General features: G+C 47.6%; 23 protein-coding genes. 11 read left to right on the top strand and 12 right to left on the bottom strand.

What is annotated here, in order from left to right:
* Positions 1 to 161: 161 nt before the first annotated feature.
* Both B5F71_RS06585 and B5F71_RS20185 read left to right on the top strand, forming a co-directional pair.
* Complete coding sequence (locus B5F71_RS06585) at positions 162 to 1,751, top strand: DUF6377 domain-containing protein (protein ID WP_087208626.1); 1,590 nt, start codon at positions 162 to 164, stop codon at positions 1,749 to 1,751.
* Between the two features lie 233 nt (positions 1,752 to 1,984).
* Positions 1,985 to 2,155, top strand: coding sequence for a hypothetical protein (locus B5F71_RS20185; protein ID WP_158098050.1), 171 nt, complete (start codon positions 1,985 to 1,987; stop codon positions 2,153 to 2,155).
* Here the strand turns inward: B5F71_RS20185 and B5F71_RS06575 are convergent.
* The 6 genes from B5F71_RS06575 to B5F71_RS06550 all read right to left on the bottom strand — a co-directional run bounded on the left by B5F71_RS06575 (position 2,152) and on the right by B5F71_RS06550 (position 8,714).
* Positions 2,152 to 2,895 (bottom strand): NigD-like protein, encoded by a 744-nt coding sequence (locus B5F71_RS06575; protein ID WP_087208622.1) that lies wholly within the window; start codon positions 2,893 to 2,895, stop codon positions 2,152 to 2,154. The genes B5F71_RS20185 and B5F71_RS06575 overlap by 4 nt on opposite strands.
* A gap of 201 nt (positions 2,896 to 3,096) precedes the next feature.
* Positions 3,097 to 3,459 carry a preprotein translocase subunit SecG gene (gene secG, locus B5F71_RS06570; RefSeq protein WP_087208620.1) on the bottom strand — a complete coding sequence of 121 codons (363 nt, stop codon included), beginning with the start codon at positions 3,457 to 3,459 and terminating at the stop codon, positions 3,097 to 3,099.
* A 6-nt stretch (positions 3,460 to 3,465) separates the two neighbouring features.
* Complete coding sequence (locus B5F71_RS06565) at positions 3,466 to 4,200, bottom strand: hypothetical protein (RefSeq protein ID WP_022039260.1); 735 nt, start codon at positions 4,198 to 4,200, stop codon at positions 3,466 to 3,468.
* Positions 4,201 to 4,202: 2 nt separating this feature from the next.
* A complete protein-coding gene (locus tag B5F71_RS06560) occupies positions 4,203 to 4,730 on the bottom strand; it encodes an LptE family protein (protein WP_022039259.1) in 528 nt (175 codons plus the stop codon).
* Positions 4,717 to 5,979 carry a sigma-54 dependent transcriptional regulator gene (locus B5F71_RS06555; protein WP_022039258.1) on the bottom strand — a complete coding sequence of 421 codons (1,263 nt, stop codon included), beginning with the start codon at positions 5,977 to 5,979 and terminating at the stop codon, positions 4,717 to 4,719. Before B5F71_RS06555 ends, B5F71_RS06560 begins: the two co-directional genes overlap by 14 nt.
* A gap of 98 nt (positions 5,980 to 6,077) precedes the next feature.
* On the bottom strand, positions 6,078 to 8,714 hold the full coding sequence (locus B5F71_RS06550) for a DUF5686 and carboxypeptidase-like regulatory domain-containing protein (protein WP_022039257.1): 2,637 nt from the start codon (positions 8,712 to 8,714) through the stop codon (positions 6,078 to 6,080).
* Positions 8,715 to 8,950: 236 nt separating this feature from the next.
* Here B5F71_RS06550 and B5F71_RS06545 point away from each other — a divergent pair, with 236 nt between their 5' ends.
* The 4 genes from B5F71_RS06545 to B5F71_RS06530 are packed head-to-tail and all read left to right on the top strand — an operon-like array spanning position 8,951 to position 11,555.
* Positions 8,951 to 9,427 (top strand): phosphatidylglycerophosphatase A, encoded by a 477-nt coding sequence (locus B5F71_RS06545; RefSeq protein ID WP_087208618.1) that lies wholly within the window; start codon positions 8,951 to 8,953, stop codon positions 9,425 to 9,427.
* A complete protein-coding gene (locus tag B5F71_RS06540; protein WP_022039255.1) occupies positions 9,412 to 9,942 on the top strand; it encodes a GtrA family protein in 531 nt (176 codons plus the stop codon). Before B5F71_RS06545 ends, B5F71_RS06540 begins: the two co-directional genes overlap by 16 nt.
* Entirely contained in the window at positions 9,920 to 10,600 is a 681-nt protein-coding gene (locus B5F71_RS06535; RefSeq protein WP_087208616.1) for a CDP-alcohol phosphatidyltransferase family protein, read from the top strand. The genes B5F71_RS06540 and B5F71_RS06535 overlap by 23 nt, the downstream gene beginning before the upstream one ends.
* A 7-nt stretch (positions 10,601 to 10,607) precedes the next feature.
* Positions 10,608 to 11,555: a phosphatase PAP2 family protein gene (locus B5F71_RS06530; protein ID WP_022039253.1), complete on the top strand. Its 948-nt coding sequence runs from the start codon at positions 10,608 to 10,610 to the stop codon at positions 11,553 to 11,555.
* A gap of 88 nt (positions 11,556 to 11,643) precedes the next feature.
* Here B5F71_RS06530 and B5F71_RS06525 read toward each other — a convergent pair whose 3' ends face one another.
* The 6 genes from B5F71_RS06525 to B5F71_RS06500 all read right to left on the bottom strand — a co-directional run bounded on the left by B5F71_RS06525 (position 11,644) and on the right by B5F71_RS06500 (position 16,003).
* Positions 11,644 to 12,186, bottom strand: coding sequence for a GNAT family N-acetyltransferase (locus B5F71_RS06525; RefSeq protein WP_022039252.1), 543 nt, complete (start codon positions 12,184 to 12,186; stop codon positions 11,644 to 11,646).
* Complete coding sequence (locus B5F71_RS06520) at positions 12,183 to 12,644, bottom strand: hypothetical protein (protein ID WP_022039251.1); 462 nt, start codon at positions 12,642 to 12,644, stop codon at positions 12,183 to 12,185. Before B5F71_RS06520 ends, B5F71_RS06525 begins: the two co-directional genes overlap by 4 nt.
* Before the next feature lie 34 nt (positions 12,645 to 12,678).
* On the bottom strand, positions 12,679 to 13,299 hold the full coding sequence (gene recR / locus B5F71_RS06515; RefSeq protein ID WP_013617063.1) for a recombination mediator RecR: 621 nt from the start codon (positions 13,297 to 13,299) through the stop codon (positions 12,679 to 12,681).
* A gap of 230 nt (positions 13,300 to 13,529) precedes the next feature.
* Positions 13,530 to 14,240: a response regulator transcription factor gene (locus B5F71_RS06510; RefSeq protein ID WP_087208613.1), complete on the bottom strand. Its 711-nt coding sequence runs from the start codon at positions 14,238 to 14,240 to the stop codon at positions 13,530 to 13,532.
* 9 nt (positions 14,241 to 14,249) lie between these two features.
* On the bottom strand, positions 14,250 to 15,752 hold the full coding sequence (locus tag B5F71_RS06505; RefSeq protein WP_087208611.1) for a HAMP domain-containing sensor histidine kinase: 1,503 nt from the start codon (positions 15,750 to 15,752) through the stop codon (positions 14,250 to 14,252).
* A gap of 14 nt (positions 15,753 to 15,766) precedes the next feature.
* Positions 15,767 to 16,003, bottom strand: a complete 237-nt coding sequence (locus tag B5F71_RS06500) for a hypothetical protein (RefSeq protein WP_087208609.1) — start codon at positions 16,001 to 16,003, stop codon at positions 15,767 to 15,769.
* 171 nt (positions 16,004 to 16,174) lie between these two features.
* Here B5F71_RS06500 and B5F71_RS06495 point away from each other — a divergent pair, with 171 nt between their 5' ends.
* The 5 genes from B5F71_RS06495 to B5F71_RS06475 all read left to right on the top strand — a co-directional run bounded on the left by B5F71_RS06495 (position 16,175) and on the right by B5F71_RS06475 (position 21,065).
* Entirely contained in the window at positions 16,175 to 18,247 is a 2,073-nt protein-coding gene (locus tag B5F71_RS06495) for an outer membrane beta-barrel family protein (protein ID WP_241148569.1), read from the top strand.
* An 85-nt stretch (positions 18,248 to 18,332) separates the two neighbouring features.
* Positions 18,333 to 18,590: a surface protein gene (locus B5F71_RS06490; protein ID WP_087208607.1), complete on the top strand. Its 258-nt coding sequence runs from the start codon at positions 18,333 to 18,335 to the stop codon at positions 18,588 to 18,590.
* Complete coding sequence (locus tag B5F71_RS06485) at positions 18,580 to 18,921, top strand: type II toxin-antitoxin system RelE/ParE family toxin (protein ID WP_087208605.1); 342 nt, start codon at positions 18,580 to 18,582, stop codon at positions 18,919 to 18,921. The genes B5F71_RS06490 and B5F71_RS06485 overlap by 11 nt, the downstream gene beginning before the upstream one ends.
* 2 nt (positions 18,922 to 18,923) lie before the next feature.
* Positions 18,924 to 20,378 carry a sodium:solute symporter gene (locus tag B5F71_RS06480; RefSeq protein ID WP_162608542.1) on the top strand — a complete coding sequence of 485 codons (1,455 nt, stop codon included), beginning with the start codon at positions 18,924 to 18,926 and terminating at the stop codon, positions 20,376 to 20,378.
* A gap of 84 nt (positions 20,379 to 20,462) precedes the next feature.
* Complete coding sequence (locus B5F71_RS06475; RefSeq protein ID WP_013617055.1) at positions 20,463 to 21,065, top strand: tetratricopeptide repeat protein; 603 nt, start codon at positions 20,463 to 20,465, stop codon at positions 21,063 to 21,065.
* Positions 21,066 to 21,221: the final 156 nt, after the last annotated feature.

Here is a 21,221-nt window from a genome sequence, read left to right as displayed (position 1 = left end):
ATAGCCCGTTGGAACTATTTACTTTTCTTTTAAACAAAAATAGGAAAATAGAGGAATATTTCGTATATTTGGAAGCGGAATATAAGTGGGGTATGTTATAAAATCAATGAGAATAAGAAAGTTATCTTAAATTTAAAGATGAAAAATATAAATCAGATTGTATGAAAAAAACTATTATATTAATTGTATTGTCGCATGTTCTTGCATTTGCTTGCATGGGGCAGTCTTCAAACGAACGGATTCTGAAAGAATTGGACGAAGTAATCGGGAAGAAAAAAGAGCACTGCGAAGAACGGGAAAGAACGATAGCCCAACTAAAGCAACGCCTTGCCAACGAATACGATAATGCACAAAGATACACAATCTGTAGTGAACTGTTTACTCAATACTTGCATTATCAGGCGGATTCCGCCTTGCATTATGTCGATGAGATGGAACGGTATGTCGGTTCGGCAAAGCCACAGAGAGCGGAAGCCGACGTGATTATCAACCGTGCCGATGCGATGGGCGTTATGGGAGCATATAACGAAGCCTTACAGACTTTAGAGCAGATAGACCGCAACCTGGTGACTCCGGACGTGCGGTTGAAGTATTACTACGCCATGCGTTCCTATTACGGTTGGATGGCGGATTACACCATTATCCATTCGGAAAAGGAAAAATACATCCGCAAGACCGCCTGCTACCGTGATTCGGTGCTGATGCTGGTGCCCGAAGGTCCCGGACGGAGCATTTCGCTGGCTGAAAAGATGTTGCTCGAATCGCAATTCGATGCCGCCATTCCAGTACTGAACAAAACCTTGTCCGCTCCGATGAGCATGCAAGAAAAGGCATACGTCAACTATACACTGGCATCAGTCTATGAAGCGAAAGGCGATGTCGAAATGCAGATTTATTATTTGGCCCAGACCGCCATTATCGACCTCACCATGGCAGTGCGTGAATACGCTTCCCTCCAGCGGCTGGCATGGGTTCTTTACCGGCAGGGAGATATCGAACGGGCTTACCGCTACCTTCGTTGTTCAATGGAAGATGCTGTTGCATGCAACGCCCGTTTGCGTTTTTTAGAAGTGACTGAAGTGTTTCCCATCGTCAACGATGGCTACTCTGACAGTGTAGCGAACGAACGGCGTATGATGAATATCTTTTTCTTTACGTTGGCGGTGATAGCGCTGCTGCTCGTCATCGTAGCGTTACGCCTGTATTCATGGAACAAGAAATTATCGCTCATGCGGGTGAATCTTTCGGCGGCTAACGAAGAACTGAAGACGGTGAACGAAAAGTTGGCGCAAACTGGTAAAATAAAGGAAGTGTATATTGCCAGATATTTGGATAAATGCGTAAGTTATCTCGACAAACTGGAGCAATACCGGCGTTTGTTGGAAAAACTGGCAATGGCTTCACGCATCGATGATTTGTTCAAGACTATCCGTTCCGACCAGTTTTTGCGCGATGAACGAAAGAATTTTTATATGGAATTCGACAAGTCTTTCCTCGAACTCTTTCCTAATTTTATTGATGATTTCAATGCATTGCTAACGGACGACGGGAAAATATACCCCAAAAAAGGAGAGCTTTTGAGTACGGAGTTGCGTATTTTTGCCCTGATCCGCTTGGGGGTAACTGATACAGCCCGTATAGCTCATTTCTTAGGCTATTCGCTTGCTACGGTATATAATTACCGCAGCCGTATCCGCAATAAGGTGAAAGTAAATAAAGAAGATTTTGAGCAGGAAGTGATGAAGTTGTAGAACACGCCAAGCATGCCTTTGGATGAACATAAGTGAGTCGGACGTATCACTTATGAAAACGAATATATACTGCAACTGCTGATGAATATATACTGCATCTGCTGATGAATATATACTGCATTGGCAAAGGCAGTACTACTGCGTTATTTGCATCCAGAGCAAGTTGCGGACATTTATCAAATTGGGCAAAATGCGGATAATCATATTAGAAGCTGTTTTGAATTTATCGTGCGATGATTTGGGATGAGTTTTTGAGGCATTTTCGCTTTTGTGATGAGGAAGATAGCGGGCTATCTGACGAAGAACAGGAGCGGAAAGGACCAAAAAATCGCCCAAAGCACGCACGAAAACGGATACATCAAGCCAAGAAAAACTTTTTGGAGAAATTCAAAACAGCTTCTTAGTAAATATCTTGTTCTGATGAAGGTGCCTGGACGGATTTTGCCTGTTCGGGTGTCGGTTCATTCATGTTTTCGAATACGAGTGTTTGTTTTCCGTAAACGGCATGGTTGACCTCCATCTTGATGCCTTTGGCACGGTCAATCGGGAGTGTGTTGAGATTATAGCATACCACTTCCGTTCCGGGATTGAACACGTCTGTCGTGTCTCCATATGTGTTGTAGCGGTATTCCAGATGGATATATCCGTCTTCTCCTATCTCTTGTTCATCTGCATGTCTTATCAGGCTGACCCGGTGCTTTTTCTCCAGTGGCATTTTCATATCGAACAGCATGTTCATGTATCCTCCTGCTATCCATGCTTCACGTACATAGGCTGGGTCGTTGGCATATTCGTTCTCGTTTTCATTAGTCAGGTCTTCTACCGTTTTGGTCAGGAAAGTGCGTAGCTGTTCTGGCTTGATTCCCACATCGTATCCGTAATAATTGTCATATAACGGGTTGAAGACCAGCAGTCCGCGTGTACCTTCTGTTATCTGATACCCCCATATTCCCGAAGCAGCGGGATACATGGTTCCCCATGTGTCGCCTGTAAAGGTATAGATTCCATCACTCTCTACATGTATGGTCACCCAGTCGTAGGCAATATCACCGATAGAATATCCGTCTCCGTCATCGCATGAGGTTTGAAGCATGCCTATTGTCAGTGCACAGAGACCCATTGCGTATTTCAATAATCTTTTCATATTTGTGTGGTTTTACTATTCAATAAGTAAAGACGGAAAGAGTTTGAATACTGCATGCATTTAGCATAAATTAAGGAAATATCAGGGGGGGGGGAATAAAAAGATGCAGATATACATTGGGACAGCGGTTTGGGAAATTCTCGACAAGCCTTGCTGTGTATGTATATCTGCGTCTCGTTTTTTAAGAATATGAGGGGTAGGTTATTGGGCTGTTGAGTCTGTTGCTGCCGGTGTGGTAGCCTGTTCGGTCTGGGGTGCAGCAAAGCCTTCGGGGGCATTTAACGGATTTGTTTTCTGTTCCTGAACAGCCTGATCCATGATTACAGACGAACCTTGAGTGGCACTTGGCAATACATAAGCAGCTGCAACACTTAAAACTACCATGAAAACAGCCAGTCCCCATGTCAGTTTTTCAATGAAATCGGTTGTTTTTCTTACACCCATAATCTGATTGGAAGAAGCAAAGCTGGAAGCCAATCCTCCTCCTTTTGAATTCTGTATCAATACCACAAAGCACATTAATACAGATGCCAGTACGATTAATCCAACTAATAATAAGTACATTTTCTTTTATTTTGATTTAGCGTTAATAATCAATTTTTCCAAAAATCTCATTTGGTCTGCAAAGTAAGCATTTTTTTTTGGATATTTCAAATTTAATTTCTTGATAATTTCAAGAGCTTTCTCATAACGGTGCTGTTTGACGTATATTTTAGCCAAAGTTTCGGTAAAATAGTTTTCATCGTTTTCGGTTTCTGTCTGTGCTTCTTCATCATCCGGTTCGTTTTCTTCCTGTAGGGATGGAGCGGCGGGCGTTTCGTGCGACTGTGTATTTTCGATAAAACGGTCTATCAGTTCCTGGCCCTTCATTGGAGTGACTTTTTCAGGCTTTGTTCCTTCCTTCAGCAGTATGGTTGCATAGTCCATGTTGGCTTCTGCAGGAAGGGGCAGGTCATTTCCCAAGGATTCGGGTGTGCCAGATAAGAAACGGTCGATGAGGTCGAGGGTGCGGTCTGTATCAGAAGCATTTGCTGGTGTTTTCTTGTCGTTCGTATGCTGTTTGATGGAAAGGCGTTCACCTTCGATGAAGTAGAAAAGTACACTCAGGTCGGCAATGTAGAGTGCGCTTTTCTGTAACTCGGCTTTAAAGTCGGGGCTTTGTAGCAGATACAGGTTCTTGAGGTAAAGTAAACGTGCCGTCTGAAAGTAAGGATAGCGCGACAAAAGTTCGCGTAGTTGCTCCAGACTTTCTTCCGATAACGATTCGGGATGTAAAATCCACTGTTGTAGGTTTTCTTGTATCATTTTTACCAGTTAGCCACAGTAGCATTAAATATTTGGTCTACAATCTCATCAATCATTTCACTCACCAGTCCTTCTTGCACAGAAGAAAGCTGCTGGCTGGCATCGTATTCACGGCTTGCCGAGAACTGTTGTTCAAAGTCTTCGGCATGATTGGTATTGTTGACAAAACGCACATTGACGGTCATGCGCAATTCTGCCATTGTAGAATAACCGTCGGAACCTACACCTTTATTATATGCGTCGTAATTGGTTATTTCGCCCGAAAGTTCCAGGTCGCCTCCCTGACGTGCCTGTTTTAAACGGGTTTGCCGCATATAGATGTCTTGCAAAGCCGTGTTGAACATCGATTCCATCGGACCCCAGACAAAGGCTGCCGAACGGTTGGGAAAATTTTCGAATGAAATGGTTTTTACTTTGTCGTAGTTGATAGATGCTCCATTAAACTTATACGAGATGGAGCAAGCTGTCAGTATGCAGGCAAAGACTGCACACATGCCTATAAGTTTACTGCGTTTTTTATTCAAGTCCATATTCTTTGATTTTTCGGTAAAGTGTACGTTCTGATATTTTCAAGTCGGCAGCAGCGTTTTTGCGTCTGCCATGATGTCGCTCCAAAGCTTTGCGGATCATTTCTTTTTCCACGTCTTCCAATGCCAGGTTTTCTTTTACATATTCTTCGGTATCTTGTACCTCTGAAGGCTCTACGGGGGTGACGTTGATAGGGTGCTCTGTTGCAGATACAGGTTTGACTACCACAGGCGATTCGGGTATGACATTTACTGTATTTTGCAGATAGTGTACCGGCACCTCAGTGGGTTGTGACACGGTATAGCTGGGGTGTTCGGCCATAATGTCATGAACTAGTCTTTTCAGTTCGGTTACATCCCGGCGCATGTCAAACAAGACCTGATACAGGATTTCGCGTTCGCTTTCGAATCCTTTTTTCTCAGATGCATGGATGCCTAATAAGGCAGGCAGGCGTGACTCTGGCTGTGGAGGCAGGTAGCTCTGCAATATGGCGGGAGTGATATCCCGATTGGTTTCCAGGATGGATATCTGTTCGGTGATGTTCTTCAGCTGGCGGATATTGCCTGGCCACGGATAGTGAACCAAAAGCTGCTTGGCTTCTTCCGTAAGTTGGATGGCGGGCATATGGTATTTTTCGCCAAAGTCTGAGGAAAATTTCCGGAACAACAAGACAATATCTTCTGTACGTTCCCGCAAAGGCGGGACTTTGATAGGCACTGTGTTCAGGCGATAGTAAAGGTCTTCACGGAATCTTCCTTCGGCAATGGCATCGGTGAAATTGACATTGGTCGCTGCTACAATGCGTACATCTGTTTTTTGTACTTTTGATGAACCTACCTTGATGTACTCGCCTGATTCGAGTACCCGGAGAAGGCGTGCCTGTGTCGATAAGGGGAGTTCGCCTACTTCATCAAGAAAAATTGTTCCTCCGTTTGCTTCGGCAAAGTATCCGTTACGGTCGCTGATAGCACCTGTAAAGGCTCCTTTTTCGTGTCCGAACAATTCGGAATCGATTGTTCCTTCGGGGATGGCGCCACAATTGACGGCTATGTAAGGGCCGTGTTTACGGCGGCTGAACTGATGGATGATTTGAGGAAAACTTTCCTTACCTACACCGCTTTCACCGGTTACTAATACCGACAGGTCGGTAGGAGCTACTTGTATAGCTATATCAATGGCACGGTTCAGCCCCTCGGTATTTCCGATGATGCCGAACCTGAGTTTTACGCTTTGGATTTCTGTCTTATTCATATGGGTGACTTCTTTATATGACAAAATTACAAAAATCTTGTTATATCCAGCAATTTTGGCAGCTTTTTATTTGGTGTTAAGAGCCTGGTCACCTTTTTTTAGAATACGGTACGAATCATGAAACGGATGCCCCATTTATTGGCGGTAGGCAGGTTATTATAATTCAGCCGGCGTACATATTCTATATGCAGTAACTTGAAGATATTGTGTATACCTGCTGTGATTTCTACATACGGCTTATGTGGATCCATCACATAACTGGAGTAATCGTATCCTCCGGCGGCATTGTAATGTCCTGGAAACATCATTAAGACGTTATCGTTGCGGTTTTGTTCCAGAAATGGATTGTTTTTGTCGGTCAGTTTTCCCCAAAGGCATTTCACGCCGATAAATTCACGCCATTTCAGCTTTTTGAGCAGAGGAATGCGGTTGAACAGCTTGCCTTGCATGTTCCACGATACATCAAGCGAGGCATAGCGGTCGTTCAGAAACTCCATGTTATTGATAAGATTGAATGTTTCTTCTTGAATGATGTACGACAAGTTGGCTGCCGGCATAATCAAGAGGGGGAAAGGTACCTTGTTCCACTGGATGCCGCCTTTCAGGTATACATCAATATTTCCCCAAGAGTTGAGCCAAAAGCGTTTGTAGGCACTGAAATCGGTCATATTGTATGTATAGTCACTTCCCAGTATACCTTTCACGGAAAGGGTATGCTGAATGGAGAATACCGGTGCATCCAGATTTACCGGCAGGCGGCGTTGTTTGGTATTGACAAATGTTTCTCCCGGTGCATAGCGGAAAGCTATCGAAGCTTCGGCAACGGTAATATCGTGTGTGTTGAATGGTGAATGTACCCATTCCGTACCCGATAGCCTGCCGTTTGCAATGGCAGATTGCAGTTGCGATTCGCCAGCCATGGTGCGGTAGAACAATTTTCCGCATGGCTCATAATTGGCATAGCGTACAAAGGCGGTAGTCTTGAAGCCGAATTCGCGTTCGCGTTCGTATTTAATGGTGGCTTTCCGTTCGTAATTGTATTGGTCTACCGTACATACTTTCAGTGATGTAAACACGTTGTCTTTGTCGGTATGGATAAATTTGTCGGAAGGCAACATGTTGTCATACTGGTAGGTGAACGTCATCGAATGTTTCGGAAATTCGCGCGGAAGGTATTCTTTCTTGTCGAACGAATATTCCACTTCACCCATATATTTCGACCGCTTGTCTTTGAATCCGTAAGCATAGTATCCTTTCAGGAAAAGGTGTGGATTCAAGTTGGCTGTAGTTTGTGCCGACGCACGCAGGCGTAACCCGTCAATGTAGTTAGAGGTAATCATGGTATTGATAGGACCTATATCTACCTTGCTGTCGGGGGTACTGGTTTCCACAAAATTCTCGATAAGTGCTTTTAAGAAAAACATGAAGTATTTGAAACCTTTTATTTTGGTCAGGTCGTCCACAAAACTGCCCATACGTTGTTCCGATTGGGTCAAGTCTTCTTGCCTGTACTTGCTCCAGAATTCGTTGTCGCGCATCATGGCATTTACATCCTTTATTTCTTTTCCTTTTTGTTTGAAAAGTCTGTTGGGTAAAGGGTCAAAGTTGAAGTCGAAATACCGGGTGGTCCGTCTTACTAGAAAGCTTCCCAGTACTTTTTTCAGGTAAGACATTTCGCACAGCATATCATCTTCCAGCAAGGTCCATTCTCCTGTGGGCAGTTCGCCGAACTTCTGGTCAATCACCATGTGGTCGACAAAGTTGATATCGGTTTTCTTTGGCAGGTTTAACTGGCATTGTTTGACACGATAGGTAGAGTCGGCAAGGATATACAGGCTTCCTGTAAATCCGAAGTCTTGTGAGTTGTTGGGCACGAACGAGAGGCGGAAACACTTGTCGCGCTCCACATAAATGGTATCCATGATATAGAACTTGTAAAACCGGATACCTGCTTCCGATATCGGGCTGTCGAACGGATATTGAAGAAAACGGAAACGGTCTTGGTAGATGTCAATATCCTGAAAGACGTCTTTCAGGACAGTTGTAAGCATTTCGCCGGTACTGAACAGTTCGTTCACCCCCGTAGAGTTGATGCCACGCACATAGGTCTTTTCCGAATGCGGTTCTTTACGGTATACGTTTTCATAGACGGTTTCGTCGACCGAAAGGGGAAGGATGTTCTTGCCTGTTACGTCGCATACCTCTACCTGGTCGCGGAAGAAAGGATATTGCTTGAATAGCCAGGATTCGCGTAAAGTGTCTGCCGTGATGTTGTTTTTGGCAAACATGATTTTCTGGTATTTATAATATTGGTAGAAATCCTTCTGCTTCAAGTCTGTTCTCCGCTTCGAAGCAATGACTTTCTTTATCATTTCTACGGCAGGATTGTTCTTGCGGGAGTATTTTTCTTTTTTAGGCCGTATGATGATTTCGTCAAGCATCTGGTCTATTTCTTTCATGCTGACGTTCAGTTCGCTTGTTTTTGCTGATACGATGATTTCTTGTGTTTCGTATCCTACCATGGAAAAAGTCAGTTTAGTCCATCCTGCATGGTATGCAATCGAATATTCGCCATCATTATTTGTTACAGTTCCCACTCCTTTCCCGTCGTAATATATATTTAAATAAGGAATAGGTTCGCCTGTATTTGCGTCGACAACCACCCCATGAATCTGGGCTGCAATCTCCATCATACAGAACCAACCTATAAATATAAGGAGTAATCGTTTCACCATATCAATAATCTTACTACGCTTTTTATTAAATTTGAAAACGAAGGCGAAATTACACCACTTTCTTGTTTCTGACAAATGAAGAACGTTGAAAACTGATAAATAAACCGACTTTTATGTAGTATTAACCATTATTAATTTAGATTTTAAGGAAAGACATTTCAAAGAAAAACCGTACTTTTGTAGGCTCTTACAGAAGAGACTTCAAGGTGACAGCTTGTCGGTTAATAAACAAGAGTATGCAGAAGATACCTTTTTTTCATCAGTTGATAGCAAGTGGATTCGGTAGCGGATACAGTCCGGTGGCTCCAGGTACGGCAGGTGCCCTTTTGGCAATGTTGGTATGGTGGGGATATGCGTCTTTGCTCGATTATGTATTTATACAGGTTATAACGGCATCGTTGGTCGTTGTCTTTACTGTATTAGGTGTATGGTCGGCTGGCGTATCCGAGAAATATTGGGGAGCCGACCCGTCACGGGTAGTCATTGATGAGATGGTGGGAACCTGGATCGCTCTCTTGGCTGTGCCTGCTCATGGGCATTGGGGATACATGGTTGCGGCGTTTCTGTTATTCCGCTTTTTTGATATCCTCAAGCCGTTAGGCATCCGGAAGACGGAGCGTTTCCGGGGAGGATATGGTATTATGGCAGATGATATATTGTCGGGCATTTATGGGCTGATAGTTATTTATTTTTATAGATGGATTGTGACGTGAAGGACTGGCTTATAGGTTTCACTCAGGGGAAAGGTTTGTTTATGTTTATCCGTGCCCAGCTTTCGGCACAGGTAGCGACTGTTGTCGATTTTCTGGTCAGTATTGTACTGAATCAGGGATTCGGCATCTATTATGTTTATGCTACCTTGACAGGCTCGGTCAGCGGAGGATTGGTGAATTGCGCCATTAATTATAAATGGACTTTCCATACTGAAGATTGCGGTCCGATGTATGTGTTGTTTAAATATCTTCTGGTCTGGTTGGGAAGTATTGGGCTTAATTTGTGGGGCACATACCTGCTGACCGAATTTCTGACGATGCAACAAAGTCGTCTGCATCTGACAGACTCTACCGCTTTTATTCTTTCGAAGGTTATTACTTCGGTAACGGTAGCTGTGTGTTGGAATTACAATCTGCACCGTATGTTCGTATTTAAAGATGCTCAAATAAATAATCGATTGAAAAACAGAATAAAACAAATCAAACACCGACATGGAAATAAAAAAACAAGCTAAAAAGATGCGGGACGCATTGCAGCAGTTTATTTATAAAGTGATAGACCCGCTGGTTCATGGAATGATAAAGATAGGTATTACGCCTAATATGGTGACAACTATCGGTTTCCTGGGAAACCTTGCAGGAGCCTGTATTTTGATTTATGCAGGGGCTCATCCGGACGAAACGCCCTACCGGCTTATTGCCTGGGCAGGTGGAGTGATATTGGTATCTTCTTTGTTTGACATGATGGACGGGCAGGTGGCACGCATCGGGAAGATGGCATCTACTTTCGGAGCCATGTACGATTCGGTACTTGACCGGTATAGTGAACTGGTGACATTGGGAGGTATTTGTTTTTGTCTTATCGGGCATGGCTATCTGGCAGGTGCCGTTATAACTTTTGCCGCTTTAATCGGTTCGCTGATGGTAAGTTACGTGCGTGCCCGTGCCGAAGGATTGGGGCTGGAATGTAAAATCGGGTTTATGCAACGTCCCGAACGTGTCGTGCTGACCAGTGTAGCTTTGCTGGTATGTGGTATCACGGCGACTTGTGCCCGCGGGCTTTCGTTTGATGCCATGCTGATTCTGATTATACCGATGGCATTTATTGCAGTTTTTGCCAATATTACAGCATTGGCACGTATCGAATATAGCCGTCGTCAGCTGATAAAGTGATTTTGATATGGATTTTAAGAGACAATTGAAGGCAGATTTCCCTTCTGTCAGGGAAATCATTACGCTTGTGGCGGCACTTGCGGTGTGGATGGGTGTTACTGCTGTGTTTGTTGGGATACGTCCCGAACATTGGTTAATGACACTTTTGCTGATAGTCTTGTTTTTTTCCGGTTCTTTTACACGTAAGCTGGCAATTGCCTTATTGCCGTTTGTCGTTTTTGCCATATCGTATGACTGGATGCGTATCGTGCCTAACTATGAGGTTAATCCGATTGATGTGAAAGGATTGTACGAAGCCGAGAAGCATCTCTTCGGCATTGCTACTGCACAAGGGATACTGACACCTAATGAATTTTTTGCGGTTCACCATTGTGCGGTTATGGATTTTATGGCAGGAGTGTTTTATTTGTGCTGGGTGCCGGTGCCGGTCTTGTTCGGGCTGGGACTTTATTTTACGCGCCAGCGCCGGGTCTATCTTCATTTTGCACTGGTATTCCTCTTTGTCAATCTGTTGGGTTTTGTCGGTTATTATATTCATCCTGCAGCTCCACCCTGGTATGTCATGCATTATGGTTTCGAACCGGTTCTCAACACACCGGGCGATGTGGCTGGGTTGGGACGCTTTGATGAGATGACGGGACTTACGGTCTTTCATGGGTTGTACGGCCGTAATGCCAATGTCTTTGCTGCGGTACCTTCTTTGCATTCCGCCTATATGGTAGTTACCCTGTTTTATGCTTTCAGGGCGCGTTGTGCCTGTTGGCTTCGGTTGACGTTTACCGTTATCATGTGCGGAATATGGTTTACGGCTGTCTATTCCGGACATCATTATCTGATAGATGTGATGTTAGGTATCTTGTGTGCACTTTTAGGGATTCTTCTTTTTGAGCAGGGTTTGATGCGTATACCAGCCTTCCGGAGGTTTGTCGGGAAATACGTGGGATATATTTCTTAAGAAGCTATTTTGAATTTATCGCCCAAAGCACACACGAAAACGGATACATCAAGCCAAGAAAAACTTTTGGAGAAATTCAAAACAGCTTCTAGAATGACTGGACTGATTGTGTCGCCAATTTTTGCATCAAATATACATCCCGATAGCCTTCCCCGGTATGAACCCAGTCTTTCAGGGTACCGGTGAGGCTGTAGCCCAGCTTTTTGAACAGGCGGAAACTGGCTGTATTGTCACTCCGGATGTAGGCATACAGCTGGTGAATGCCCAACAGCCCGAAACAATGTTGTTCCAGTAAGCAGAGTGCCTCAAAGGCAATGCCTTGGCGGCGGTAAGCAGGTTTTACAACAATGCCTGTCTCGGCGCGCCGGTGACGCGCGTCAAAGGCGAACACATCTATAATGCCTGCCACTTCTCCTGATGCATGTTCAATCATGAGGCGGAGTTGACCGTCGGCGAACAGGTCGTTTTGGTTTTCGGCGATGTATTTTTTCAACTGGTAACGCGAATAGGGACCTGTGGCAGGGCCGTTTTCCCAAAACGAGGCATCGTTTTCGAAAAACATCATTTCATCAATATCCTCAGGCTCTGGAGCGCGTAGGCTGATTTTACTGGAATGCAAGGACGGGTTCATTCGGACAGAGAGGTATCAGAGAGGTTTAATTCACTCAGCAGGCGTTCTTTGCCTGGAACGCAAAACAGTGAGGCTATTACGGTCATACCGGTGCAGAGCAATCCGGTGGTGTCCATCGTCCAATAGTAAGCAGACAGACTTGCAAGAGAGGCTACTGTGAGCAGGGCGATGCGTATTTCGCTCCACCGGCGGTAACTCTTTAGGGCATTCTTGAGAGGAAGGGCAGCGATGTGCCGTGTAAGTGACAGGTTGAAGAGGCGCAGCGACAGGGGGATGAGGCATATCGTGAGCAGGATGCTGGTTACCTGCATGATGTATTCCATTTGGGCATCGCCTGCAAAAAGCCCTTGAGGCAAGATGTCGCATTCATATAGCGCGGCGAGCAACACAGTCAGCACCCACATCAGGGCATATTCGGCTTTCAATATCCGTATCAGGCGTTTCAGTTCTTTTTCCATAAATCGTAAAATCGTAAATCGTTAAATCGTAAATTCAAATCGTGGTGCCCGTGAACACAATCCGGTTGGCGATGGATCGTCCTAGCGTGACCTCATCGGTATATTCCAGCTCGTCGCCGATGGAGATGCCCCGGGCGATGATGGTCAGTTTCACGTTGTAGGGTGCCAGTTTGCGGAAGATGTAAAAATTGGTTGTGTCGCCCTCCATGGTCGAGCTGAGCGCCAGGATGACTTCCGACACGGTGCCTGCCTTCACGCGTTCCACCAGGCTTTCTATCTGCAGGTCCGAGGGACCGATGCCGTCCATCGGTGAGATGACTCCGCCCAGCACGTGGTACAGTCCGCGGTATTGCTGGGTGTTTTCGATTGCCATTACGTCGCGGATGTTTTCTACCACGCAGATGGTCGAGGCATCGCGCGAGGGATTGGAGCAAATCTGGCAGACGTCCGTGTCCGAAATGTTGTGGCACACCTTGCAATACTTCACTTCATGTTTCAGGCGGATAAGCGCATTGCCGAACGATTCCACTGCCTGCGTGTCCTGCCGCAGCAGGTAGAGCACCAGTCTCATGGCGGTCTTTCGGCCGATGCCGGGCAACTTGGCAAATTCGTCTACTGCTTTTTCGAGTAATGCGGACGGATATTGTTGGTTCATCGTTTCTAATTTCCTTATCTGTTTCTGGGGCGCAAATGTACGAAAAATCCCGCTTCTTTTAGCGATGCGGCAAGGAAAACTTTCAAACGCAGCCTGTTGCCTTGCGGCTTTTGTCAGGCTGAAACGATGGTTTTAACCGGTGAAAACTGCAGTTTCAGCCTGTTGAAACTCCTCAAGCGGCTGGAAGTTTCGCGGGTGGCGATTGGTTGTCTGTGTGATTGTGGGTTTTTTCAGTTGATGATGAGTTTGTACCCGATGCCTCGGACATTTACGATGCGGATGCGCTCGTCGCGCGAGAGCTTGTGGCGGAGTTTGGTGATGAATACGTGCAGGCTGCGCTGGTTGAAGAACGTATCGTTGCCCCATAACTCAATCAGGATGTCTTGCATCAGGGTCACTTCGTTCCGGTTTTCGCAGAGGCGGCGCAAGATTTCGCTTTCGCGGTAAGAAAGTTCGGTCTCGTTTCCGAGGTAGGAGAGGCGTTGGGTGATGGCGTTGAAGCGGTACCTGCCTATTTCGAATTCTGTTACGGACGTTTGCTTTTCTGGGGCGGAATAGTTGGAAGCCCGTCCCAAGAGGGCTTTGATGCGCACGATAAGTTCCTGCATCCCGAACGGTTTCTTCAGGTAATCGTTTCCCCCTAATTCGAAACCTTCCACCACATCGCTCGTGGCGGAACGGGCGGTAAGGAAGAGTACGGGCGTCTGCTTGTCCTGCCGCCGGATGCGGCGCACCATTTCAAATCCGTCCATGCGGGGCATCATCACGTCTGCCACTACCACGTCCGGCTTTTGGCCGAAGAACTTTTCGATTCCTTCTTCCCCGTTTTCCGCCAAACGGATAGCGAAGCCTTGCCCTTCCAGCGTGTCCTTGATGATAAGGGCGAGTGTCTCCTCGTCTTCCACCAGCAGTACATCGATTATTGCTTCTCTATTCTTCATTCTTAATTCTTAATTCTTCATTCTTAATTTAATCGTGAATTCGCTTCCTCGTCCCGGTTCGCTCTTCACTTCCACCGTTCCGCCGTGTTTCTCGGTCATGGTCTTTACGTAATACAGCCCCAGCCCATAGCCCTTCGTGTCGTGCTGGTTTCCGGTCGGTACGCGGTAGAATTTGTCGAATATGTGGCGCAGCTTGTCGTGCGGGATGCCGATGCCTTGGTCGCGGACGGAGAGGACGAACCAGCCGTTGTCTTCGTGGCAGGTTATGTCAATCTGTGCCTCGCCGGGCGAATACTTCACGGCGTTGTCCAGCAGGTTGCTCACGATGTTGCTGAAATGCGTGCGGTCGGCGTATACGGTGAGGTTCTCCGGCTCGATGCGGAGGGTAATGCCGGCGGGCTTGTCCGCTTTCAGCTTATGCTGTTCGATGAGTGGTGCGATGACTTCCTGAGGGGTGAAGGTTTCCGGATGCAGGCGAAAAGTCTTGCGCCGTTCCATTGACATGCCGAGTATCTGTTCCACCAGCCCGCTCAGTCTCCGTAATTGTTCCTGGCAGATGCGCAGGTAGCGTTCCCGCTTAGCCGGGTCGGTTCCGGTTCCGAAATTGAGCAGGGCATCGTTGGCAGCGTATGCTACGGCGATAGGGGTTTTCAGTTCGTGGGTGATGTTGTTGGTGAAGTCGCTTTTCATTTCTTCCAACGTCTTTTGGCGCAAGAGGGTGCGGATGAGGAAGCCGAACGCAAGCCCCAAGATAACCAGTATCAGCGCCGAGGCGGTGAGGATGCCTGCCATTTGGGTGAGCACGATGCTCTCGATAGGCTCTAAGGTGAGCCGGTAGAGCCAATTGCCGTGCCGGTCGTAACTGTAATCGTAGGTAATGGCTTTCGGCGAAGGGAGGTAACCGCCGGTGCTTTTGACATTGAGCGTGTCGGTGAACGTATAGCTCGAATCGACGGTGCTTCCCCGGTGCAGGTACATCAGCCGGTAAGGGGCGTGGATGCCGATGCGGTGAAGCTCTGTTTCCAATAGGCTGTCGAAGACGGCGAAGTCGGGGTCGGTCAGGATGTCCATGCCCGCGTGCAGCCCTTGCTGGAAGTTGGAGGCAAGTTCGGCGGTCGAGCTTTTGTTCTCGAAGAGGATAGAGGCGATGTCGGCTTGCAGGGCAGCTTGCGGGGCGATGACGGTGTCTTTTACGCTGCGTTCCCAAATGGAGATGCGGGTGCTGTCGCCGTACTTGACGCTGCGGATAGTATGGGTCTTCGTGAACGCCCGTTCGTCGTCGTATCCGGTCGAGACGGTCACTTCGGCTTGTGCCAGCGAATCGTTCTGCAGGTTCTTGACGCGCACGATCATTTCGTTGTAATCGCTCGTGCGCAGGGCTTCGCGGATGTCCTTTTCCATCTCGCTCCGCTGGGTGCGGTAAAGGCTGGTCAGCCAATAGGTTTGGTAAGCGAATACGCCCGCCAGCGAGAGGATGACCAGCAGGGCAATGTATTTCAGGGGCAATTTCATGCGGCGGTTCTTTTTTAGGTTTGTTTTTTCTCTGCGATTTCGTCCTGCAACGTGCAGGAAGCTTTCGCAAGCTGCAATTTGCCGCTGCCGTCGGGAGGACGTTTTCGCAGGCTGCAATTTGCTGCTGCCGTCGGGAGGACGTTTTCGCAAGCTGCAATTTGCTGCTCCCGTCGGGAGGACGTTTTCGCAGGCTGCAATTTGCCGCTCCCATCGGGAGGACGTTTTCGCAAGCTGCAATTTGCCGCTCCCATCGGGAGGACGTTTTCGCAAGGCAAAGATAGGTCTTTCCGCTCAATCTTGCGGAAAACGGTAAGACTAAATAACACTTCCGGTAACACTCGGTAAGACGGAAGATAAGGCGGATTCCGCGGGAAATGCCGAATTTTGCCGTATCAAACAAAAACGGAAATACAATGAAACGGATGATTTTGATTATCGGGCTGGCAGCTTTCGGAACGGGGCTTCCGGCGCAAGAAGCAGTAGACAGTTTATTGACGGGCGACGTGCAGACGGACAGCTTGTTTCAGGCTTTGCCCGAAGTGATGGTGGAAGGCGAACGCCCCGTGGTCAAGGCATTGCCGGGGAGGCTGGAATACGACCTGCCCCGCATGATTGCGCAAAAACCGATAGACAATGTATATGATGCGTTGAAAGAGCTTCCGGGCGTGGTGGAGATGAACGGCGGACTGACGTTGGGGGCACGGGGCGTGACCGTCATTTTGGACGGGAAGGTGACGAACATGAGCGCCGAGCAGCTTTATTCGTTATTGAAGTCGATGCCCGCCAGCCGCATCGAGCGGGTAGAAGTGATGTACAATGCTCCGGCACGCTATCAGGTGCGGGGTGCGCTGATAAACGTCCGCCTGCGCCACCGCATCGGCGACCCCGGCTCGGTACAGGGCGAAGCGTTCGCCAAGTATGACCAGCGGCACGAAGCTTCGTTCGAGGAGCGTGCCTCCTTCTTATATAATGGAGGGAAACTCTCGATGGATTTCCTTTACTCGCATACGCACGGCAAGAGTTACAACACGACCGACAAGGAAGCCCGCCATTGGCAAGAGGCGGAGGACGAAACCTGCCTCATCGAAAATCACCAGACGGGACGCGGACGGAACCATACGCATACGTTCCGCCTCGGCGCCGATTACCGCTTTGCCGAGAATCACATGTTGGGCTTTGTTTACAACGGGAGTTACGACACGAGCCATTATAACCAATACACCACGGGCACGCAGACGGCGACGACCTTGGGCAATCAGGAATCGTGGCTTCATAACGGGCGGCTGGACTATCAGGCTCCGTTCGGGCTGAAGGCGGGCACGGAGTTTACGTGGTATCATGCGCCGGGCAGCCAACGCCTCTCCAGCGAAATGGACGGGACGGGCATGGACTTTTATACCGAAGACGCGCAGCGCATCAACGCCTGGAAGTTCTACGTGTCGCAAGAACATCAGCTGAAGCACGGCTGGGGGCTGAACTATGGAGCGGTGTATTCTACGAGTGTGGACAATTCGTACCAGCGCTATTCGGGGAATGAAGGATTGCCTTCGGACATGGATTCGCGCCGGAGGGAACAGACGCTGAACGTATATGCGGGCTTCAGCAAGTCGTTCGGCGAAGATTTGTCGGTGGACTTTTCGCTTGCAGCCGAGCGTTACCGGACGCCGGTGTGGGACGAATGGAGTTGGTATCCGAATCTGACGGCAATGTATAAACCTTCCGCCAGCCATATCGTGCAGCTTTCTTTCAGCAGCGACAAGCGTTATCCCGGTTACTGGGCGGTGCAGGATGCGGTGTCTTATCTGGGCGGAGGTTATTCGGAAGTGCAGGGCAATCCGTTGCTGAAGCCTTCGAAAGATTACGATGTGAGGTTGGTGTATGTCTTGAAATCGAAGTATATCTTTTCTGCCTGGTTCAGCCATACGGAAGATTATGCCACGCAGACGCTTTACCAGTCGCCCGAACGCTTGGTGGAGATTTACCGCTATCTGAATTTTGATTTCCAGCGTCAGGCGGGCATTCAGGCTTCTGTTCCGTTCAAGGTAAAGAAGTGGCTCGATTCGCGCCTCACGCTGATTGGTGTATGGATGCGCGAGAAAGACAACGATTTCTACGACATGCCTTTCGACCGCCGCATCTGCTACGGCATGGCGGTATGGAACAATACGGTTACGCTTTCCACCCGTCCGGACTTGCGTCTGACGCTGAACGGGTTTGTGCGCAGCAAAGCGCATCAGGGCACGTATGATTTGCCAGCCAGCGGCAATGTGGACATCGCGTTGCGTTATGCTTTCGCCGGCAAGAACTGCATCCTGTCGGCTTGGTGCAAGGACATCTTCGAGACCGCAGGCATCGACCCGTATATCCGTCTTGCCCGCCAGTGGGTGACGAACGATTATTCGTGCTACCGTTCCGTAGGCTTGTCGTTTACGTGGAAGTTCGGCGGCTATCAGGAGAAGCGTCGGGAAGCAGTGGATACGTCCCGTTTCAAATAGTGTCTTTTTCGTGCGTTTGCAGCGGAGTTTGAAGATATTTTGCTATCTTTGCCTTGTCACTTAATCATATAAGGAGGAATACGTTATGAGAGTATCAGCATCGATGGAAAGTCTTTGGCAATATATCCAGTCGCTTTCGCTTAGCGAGCGGAACCGTATATGGCTTGCCGACAAATTGCTGGAAGGCACCCGCAAGGAGGAAGAGGAAACCGAGTATATCAGCAAGGAGGAAATCCTTGCCGGGATTGACGCGGGGCTGAAAGAGTTGAAATTAAAAAAGGAAGGTAAGCTACATTTGATTTCGGCAAGAGATTTTTTAAAGGAATTGAGAGATGAACGTTAAAATAGAACCTTTGCCGACTTTTAAGCGCGAAGCGAAACGGCTGAACAAACATTATGCTTCGTTTGCGGATGATTACGAAAGATTAATAAACGAATTGGAGGCCAATCCGCACCTCGGTACCGACTTGGGCGGCGGATTGCGCAAGATTCGCATGGCTATCACCTCGAAAGGGAAAGGCAAGAGCGGCGGCGCGCGGGTTATTACCTTTACGGTAGTGGTAGCGGTGGAAGAGAGCGAAATCAACTTGCTTTACATTTACGATAAGGCGGAGCGTTCTTCTATCAGCAAGAAAGAAATCGAAGAACTGCTTCGGTTGAATAGATTGAAATGACAATGAACGGCATATTCATCCTTGTTACCATAGCGGTTTATTTCGGCATCCTTTTGCTGGTGGCGCATATCACGTCGGTTCGCAGCAGCGACAACGATGCTTTTTTCCGGGGCAACCGCCAGTCGCCGTGGTACATTGTGTCGTTCGGTATGATAGGGGCTTCGCTTTCGGGCGTGACGTTTGTTTCGGTGCCCGGCATGGTGCGGAGCATTGATATGACGTATATGCAGACCTGTCTGGGCTTTTTTGTCGGTTATCTGCTGATAGCCCATGTGCTGCTTCCGCTTTATTACCGGCTGAACCTGATTTCCATTTATACTTATTTGAAAGAACGTTTCGGTGTCTGTTCTTATAAGACGGGCGCTTCTTTTTTTCTGGTCTCTAAATTGCTGGGAGCGTCCGCGCGTCTGTACTTGGTCTGTCTGATTTTGCAGCATTATGTGTTCGACGCATACGGTGTCCCTTTTTTGCTGACTGCCATCGGTACGGTAGTCCTCATCTGGCTATACACGCATAAGAGCGGGATACGTACCATTGTCTGGACCGATAGCCTGCAGACCTTCTGCCTGCTGGCGGCTTTACTCCTTATTATATACAAGGTAGTGGCGATGCTCGGTGGCGACTGGCCATCGGTTGCCGGTGCTGTGGCGGATAATGCGCACAGCCGTATCTTTGTGCTCGACGACTGGCATTCGAAGCAAAACTTTTTCAAGCAGTTCTTCAGCGGCATTTTCATTACCATCGTTATGACAGGGCTGGATCAGGATATGATGCAGAAGAACCTTTCGTGCCGCAACCTGAAAGAGGCGCAGAAGAATATGTATTGTTACGGTTTCTCGTTTTTGCCGGTCAATTTCCTGTTTCTGGTGTTGGGGATATTGTTGTTGCTGGCTTCTTCCCGGTTGGGGGTAGACTTGCCAGCCAAGGGGGATGATATTCTTCCGATGTTTGCCGCCGAGGGATATTTAGGTCCGGTGGTGCTGGTGCTCTTTACCATCGGCATAATCGCTGCGGCTTTTTCCAGTGCCGATTCGGCATTGGCGGCATTGACCACCAGTTTCTGTATTGACATTCTGGAGGTAGGACAGTTTTCGGAGGGTAAGGCACAACGCATCCGCCGGTGTGTACATATAGGTATTTCTGTTGTTTTTATCGGCTGTATGTTGGTGTTCAAGGCGGTAGGCAGTCAGAGTATTATCGATACGATTTATGTACTGGCAGCCTATACGTACGGGCCGCTGTTGGGCATGTTTGCTTTCGGAATGTTTACCCGCAGGTTGCCTCGCGACCGGTTTGTTCCTTATGTGGCGTTGCTCTCTCCGCTGGTGTGTTATGCCACCGACCGCCTGTGTTTTTACCTGGCAGGATATGCTTTCGGTTATGAAATGTTGATGTTCAACGGGCTGCTGACCTTCTTAGGTTTGTGGTCATTGAGCAGGAAAGTGTTAAAAAGCTGATGCAGAACATAAAAAAAGGTATTTGTTGTTCGGAGAAAAGCTTGTAATTTCGCAGCCAACAATCAAAAACAACCTAATGGTATCATGAAGACACTGATTATAACATTGATTTGCGGGCTGCTGGCGGTAAATTCCCTTTTTGCAAAAGGTTTCGAGCGTCCGGTTACGGCCGATTATCAAAAAGGAGTAGAGGCTTTGAACGAAGGTAATATCGAACAGGCTTATACTTATCTGACTAACGAACTGAACGCCAATCCGGAGAATGGCTATGCCCATTGCTATATGGCTTTGGTCTGTAATTTTTGCGGAGATGCCAAGTTGGCTTTCCATGCAGTAAACGAAAGCTTACGCTTTATACCCGAAGCGGATACCGAGTATCGTGCGTTTGCGTATTATACGCGAGGCATGCTGCTGATGAATGCCAAGGCATACGCCGAAGCGGAAGAAGATTTGGATGAGGCTATCCGCCTGACTCCTTCGGATGTGGAAAACTACAAGGCACGTGCGGAAGTTTATATGAACAACGGCAAGTATGAAGAGTCATTGGCCGATTTGCAGATGGCGATGAAATTGGACAGCCATGCCGATGTATATGATTTGATGATGCAGTTGCTTCAGGCAAATCCCGACCCGGTTTTCTTCGATGAGGTGACCAGTGCATTCAGCAATGCCACGGCAGCGCGTTGACGCTTTTATTTAATTTACGATTTGATAATTTACTATTTTTGATATTAAGAAGCTGTTTTGAATTTATCGTGCGATGATTTGGGATGAGTTTTTGAGGCATTTTCGCTTTTGTGATGAGGAAGATAGCGGGCTATCTGACGAAGAACAGGAGCGGAA

The sequence above is a fragment of the Bacteroides sp. An269 genome (assembly GCF_002159755.1).
Classification (GTDB): Bacteria; Bacteroidota; Bacteroidia; order Bacteroidales; family Bacteroidaceae; genus Phocaeicola; species Phocaeicola intestinalis.
The sequence above is the reverse complement of the archived record's forward strand: the minus strand, read 5'-3'. Positions and strand labels throughout refer to the sequence as shown.

What these genes read in the sequence shown, in the direction of transcription:
- B5F71_RS06540 (WP_022039255.1), top strand. Translation starts at nt 9,412, where the DNA reads ATGGATTGTGACGTGAAGGACTGGCTTATAGGTTTCACTCAGGGGAAA.
- B5F71_RS06585 (WP_087208626.1), top strand. Translation starts at nt 162, where the DNA reads ATGAAAAAAACTATTATATTAATTGTATTGTCGCATGTTCTTGCATTT.
- B5F71_RS06490 (WP_087208607.1), top strand. Translation starts at nt 18,333, where the DNA reads ATGAGAGTATCAGCATCGATGGAAAGTCTTTGGCAATATATCCAGTCG.
- B5F71_RS06545 (WP_087208618.1), top strand. Translation starts at nt 8,951, where the DNA reads ATGCAGAAGATACCTTTTTTTCATCAGTTGATAGCAAGTGGATTCGGT.
- B5F71_RS06560 (WP_022039259.1), bottom strand. Translation starts at nt 4,730, where the DNA reads ATGGACTTGAATAAAAAACGCAGTAAACTTATAGGCATGTGTGCAGTC.
- B5F71_RS06525 (WP_022039252.1), bottom strand. Translation starts at nt 12,186, where the DNA reads ATGAACCCGTCCTTGCATTCCAGTAAAATCAGCCTACGCGCTCCAGAG.
- B5F71_RS06485 (WP_087208605.1), top strand. Translation starts at nt 18,580, where the DNA reads ATGAACGTTAAAATAGAACCTTTGCCGACTTTTAAGCGCGAAGCGAAA.
- B5F71_RS06500 (WP_087208609.1), bottom strand. Translation starts at nt 16,003, where the DNA reads ATGGGAGCGGCAAATTGCAGCTTGCGAAAACGTCCTCCCGATGGGAGC.
- B5F71_RS06555 (WP_022039258.1), bottom strand. Translation starts at nt 5,979, where the DNA reads ATGAATAAGACAGAAATCCAAAGCGTAAAACTCAGGTTCGGCATCATC.
- B5F71_RS06535 (WP_087208616.1), top strand. Translation starts at nt 9,920, where the DNA reads ATGGAAATAAAAAAACAAGCTAAAAAGATGCGGGACGCATTGCAGCAG.
- secG (WP_087208620.1), bottom strand. Translation starts at nt 3,459, where the DNA reads ATGTACTTATTATTAGTTGGATTAATCGTACTGGCATCTGTATTAATG.
- B5F71_RS06495 (WP_241148569.1), top strand. Translation starts at nt 16,175, where the DNA reads ATGATTTTGATTATCGGGCTGGCAGCTTTCGGAACGGGGCTTCCGGCG.
- B5F71_RS06480 (WP_162608542.1), top strand. Translation starts at nt 18,924, where the DNA reads ATGAACGGCATATTCATCCTTGTTACCATAGCGGTTTATTTCGGCATC.
- B5F71_RS06550 (WP_022039257.1), bottom strand. Translation starts at nt 8,714, where the DNA reads ATGGTGAAACGATTACTCCTTATATTTATAGGTTGGTTCTGTATGATG.
- recR (WP_013617063.1), bottom strand. Translation starts at nt 13,299, where the DNA reads ATGAACCAACAATATCCGTCCGCATTACTCGAAAAAGCAGTAGACGAA.
- B5F71_RS06575 (WP_087208622.1), bottom strand. Translation starts at nt 2,895, where the DNA reads ATGAAAAGATTATTGAAATACGCAATGGGTCTCTGTGCACTGACAATA.
- B5F71_RS06520 (WP_022039251.1), bottom strand. Translation starts at nt 12,644, where the DNA reads ATGGAAAAAGAACTGAAACGCCTGATACGGATATTGAAAGCCGAATAT.
- B5F71_RS06510 (WP_087208613.1), bottom strand. Translation starts at nt 14,240, where the DNA reads ATGAAGAATAGAGAAGCAATAATCGATGTACTGCTGGTGGAAGACGAG.
- B5F71_RS06530 (WP_022039253.1), top strand. Translation starts at nt 10,608, where the DNA reads ATGGATTTTAAGAGACAATTGAAGGCAGATTTCCCTTCTGTCAGGGAA.
- B5F71_RS06505 (WP_087208611.1), bottom strand. Translation starts at nt 15,752, where the DNA reads ATGAAATTGCCCCTGAAATACATTGCCCTGCTGGTCATCCTCTCGCTG.
- B5F71_RS20185 (WP_158098050.1), top strand. Translation starts at nt 1,985, where the DNA reads ATGATTTGGGATGAGTTTTTGAGGCATTTTCGCTTTTGTGATGAGGAA.
- B5F71_RS06475 (WP_013617055.1), top strand. Translation starts at nt 20,463, where the DNA reads ATGAAGACACTGATTATAACATTGATTTGCGGGCTGCTGGCGGTAAAT.
- B5F71_RS06565 (WP_022039260.1), bottom strand. Translation starts at nt 4,200, where the DNA reads ATGATACAAGAAAACCTACAACAGTGGATTTTACATCCCGAATCGTTA.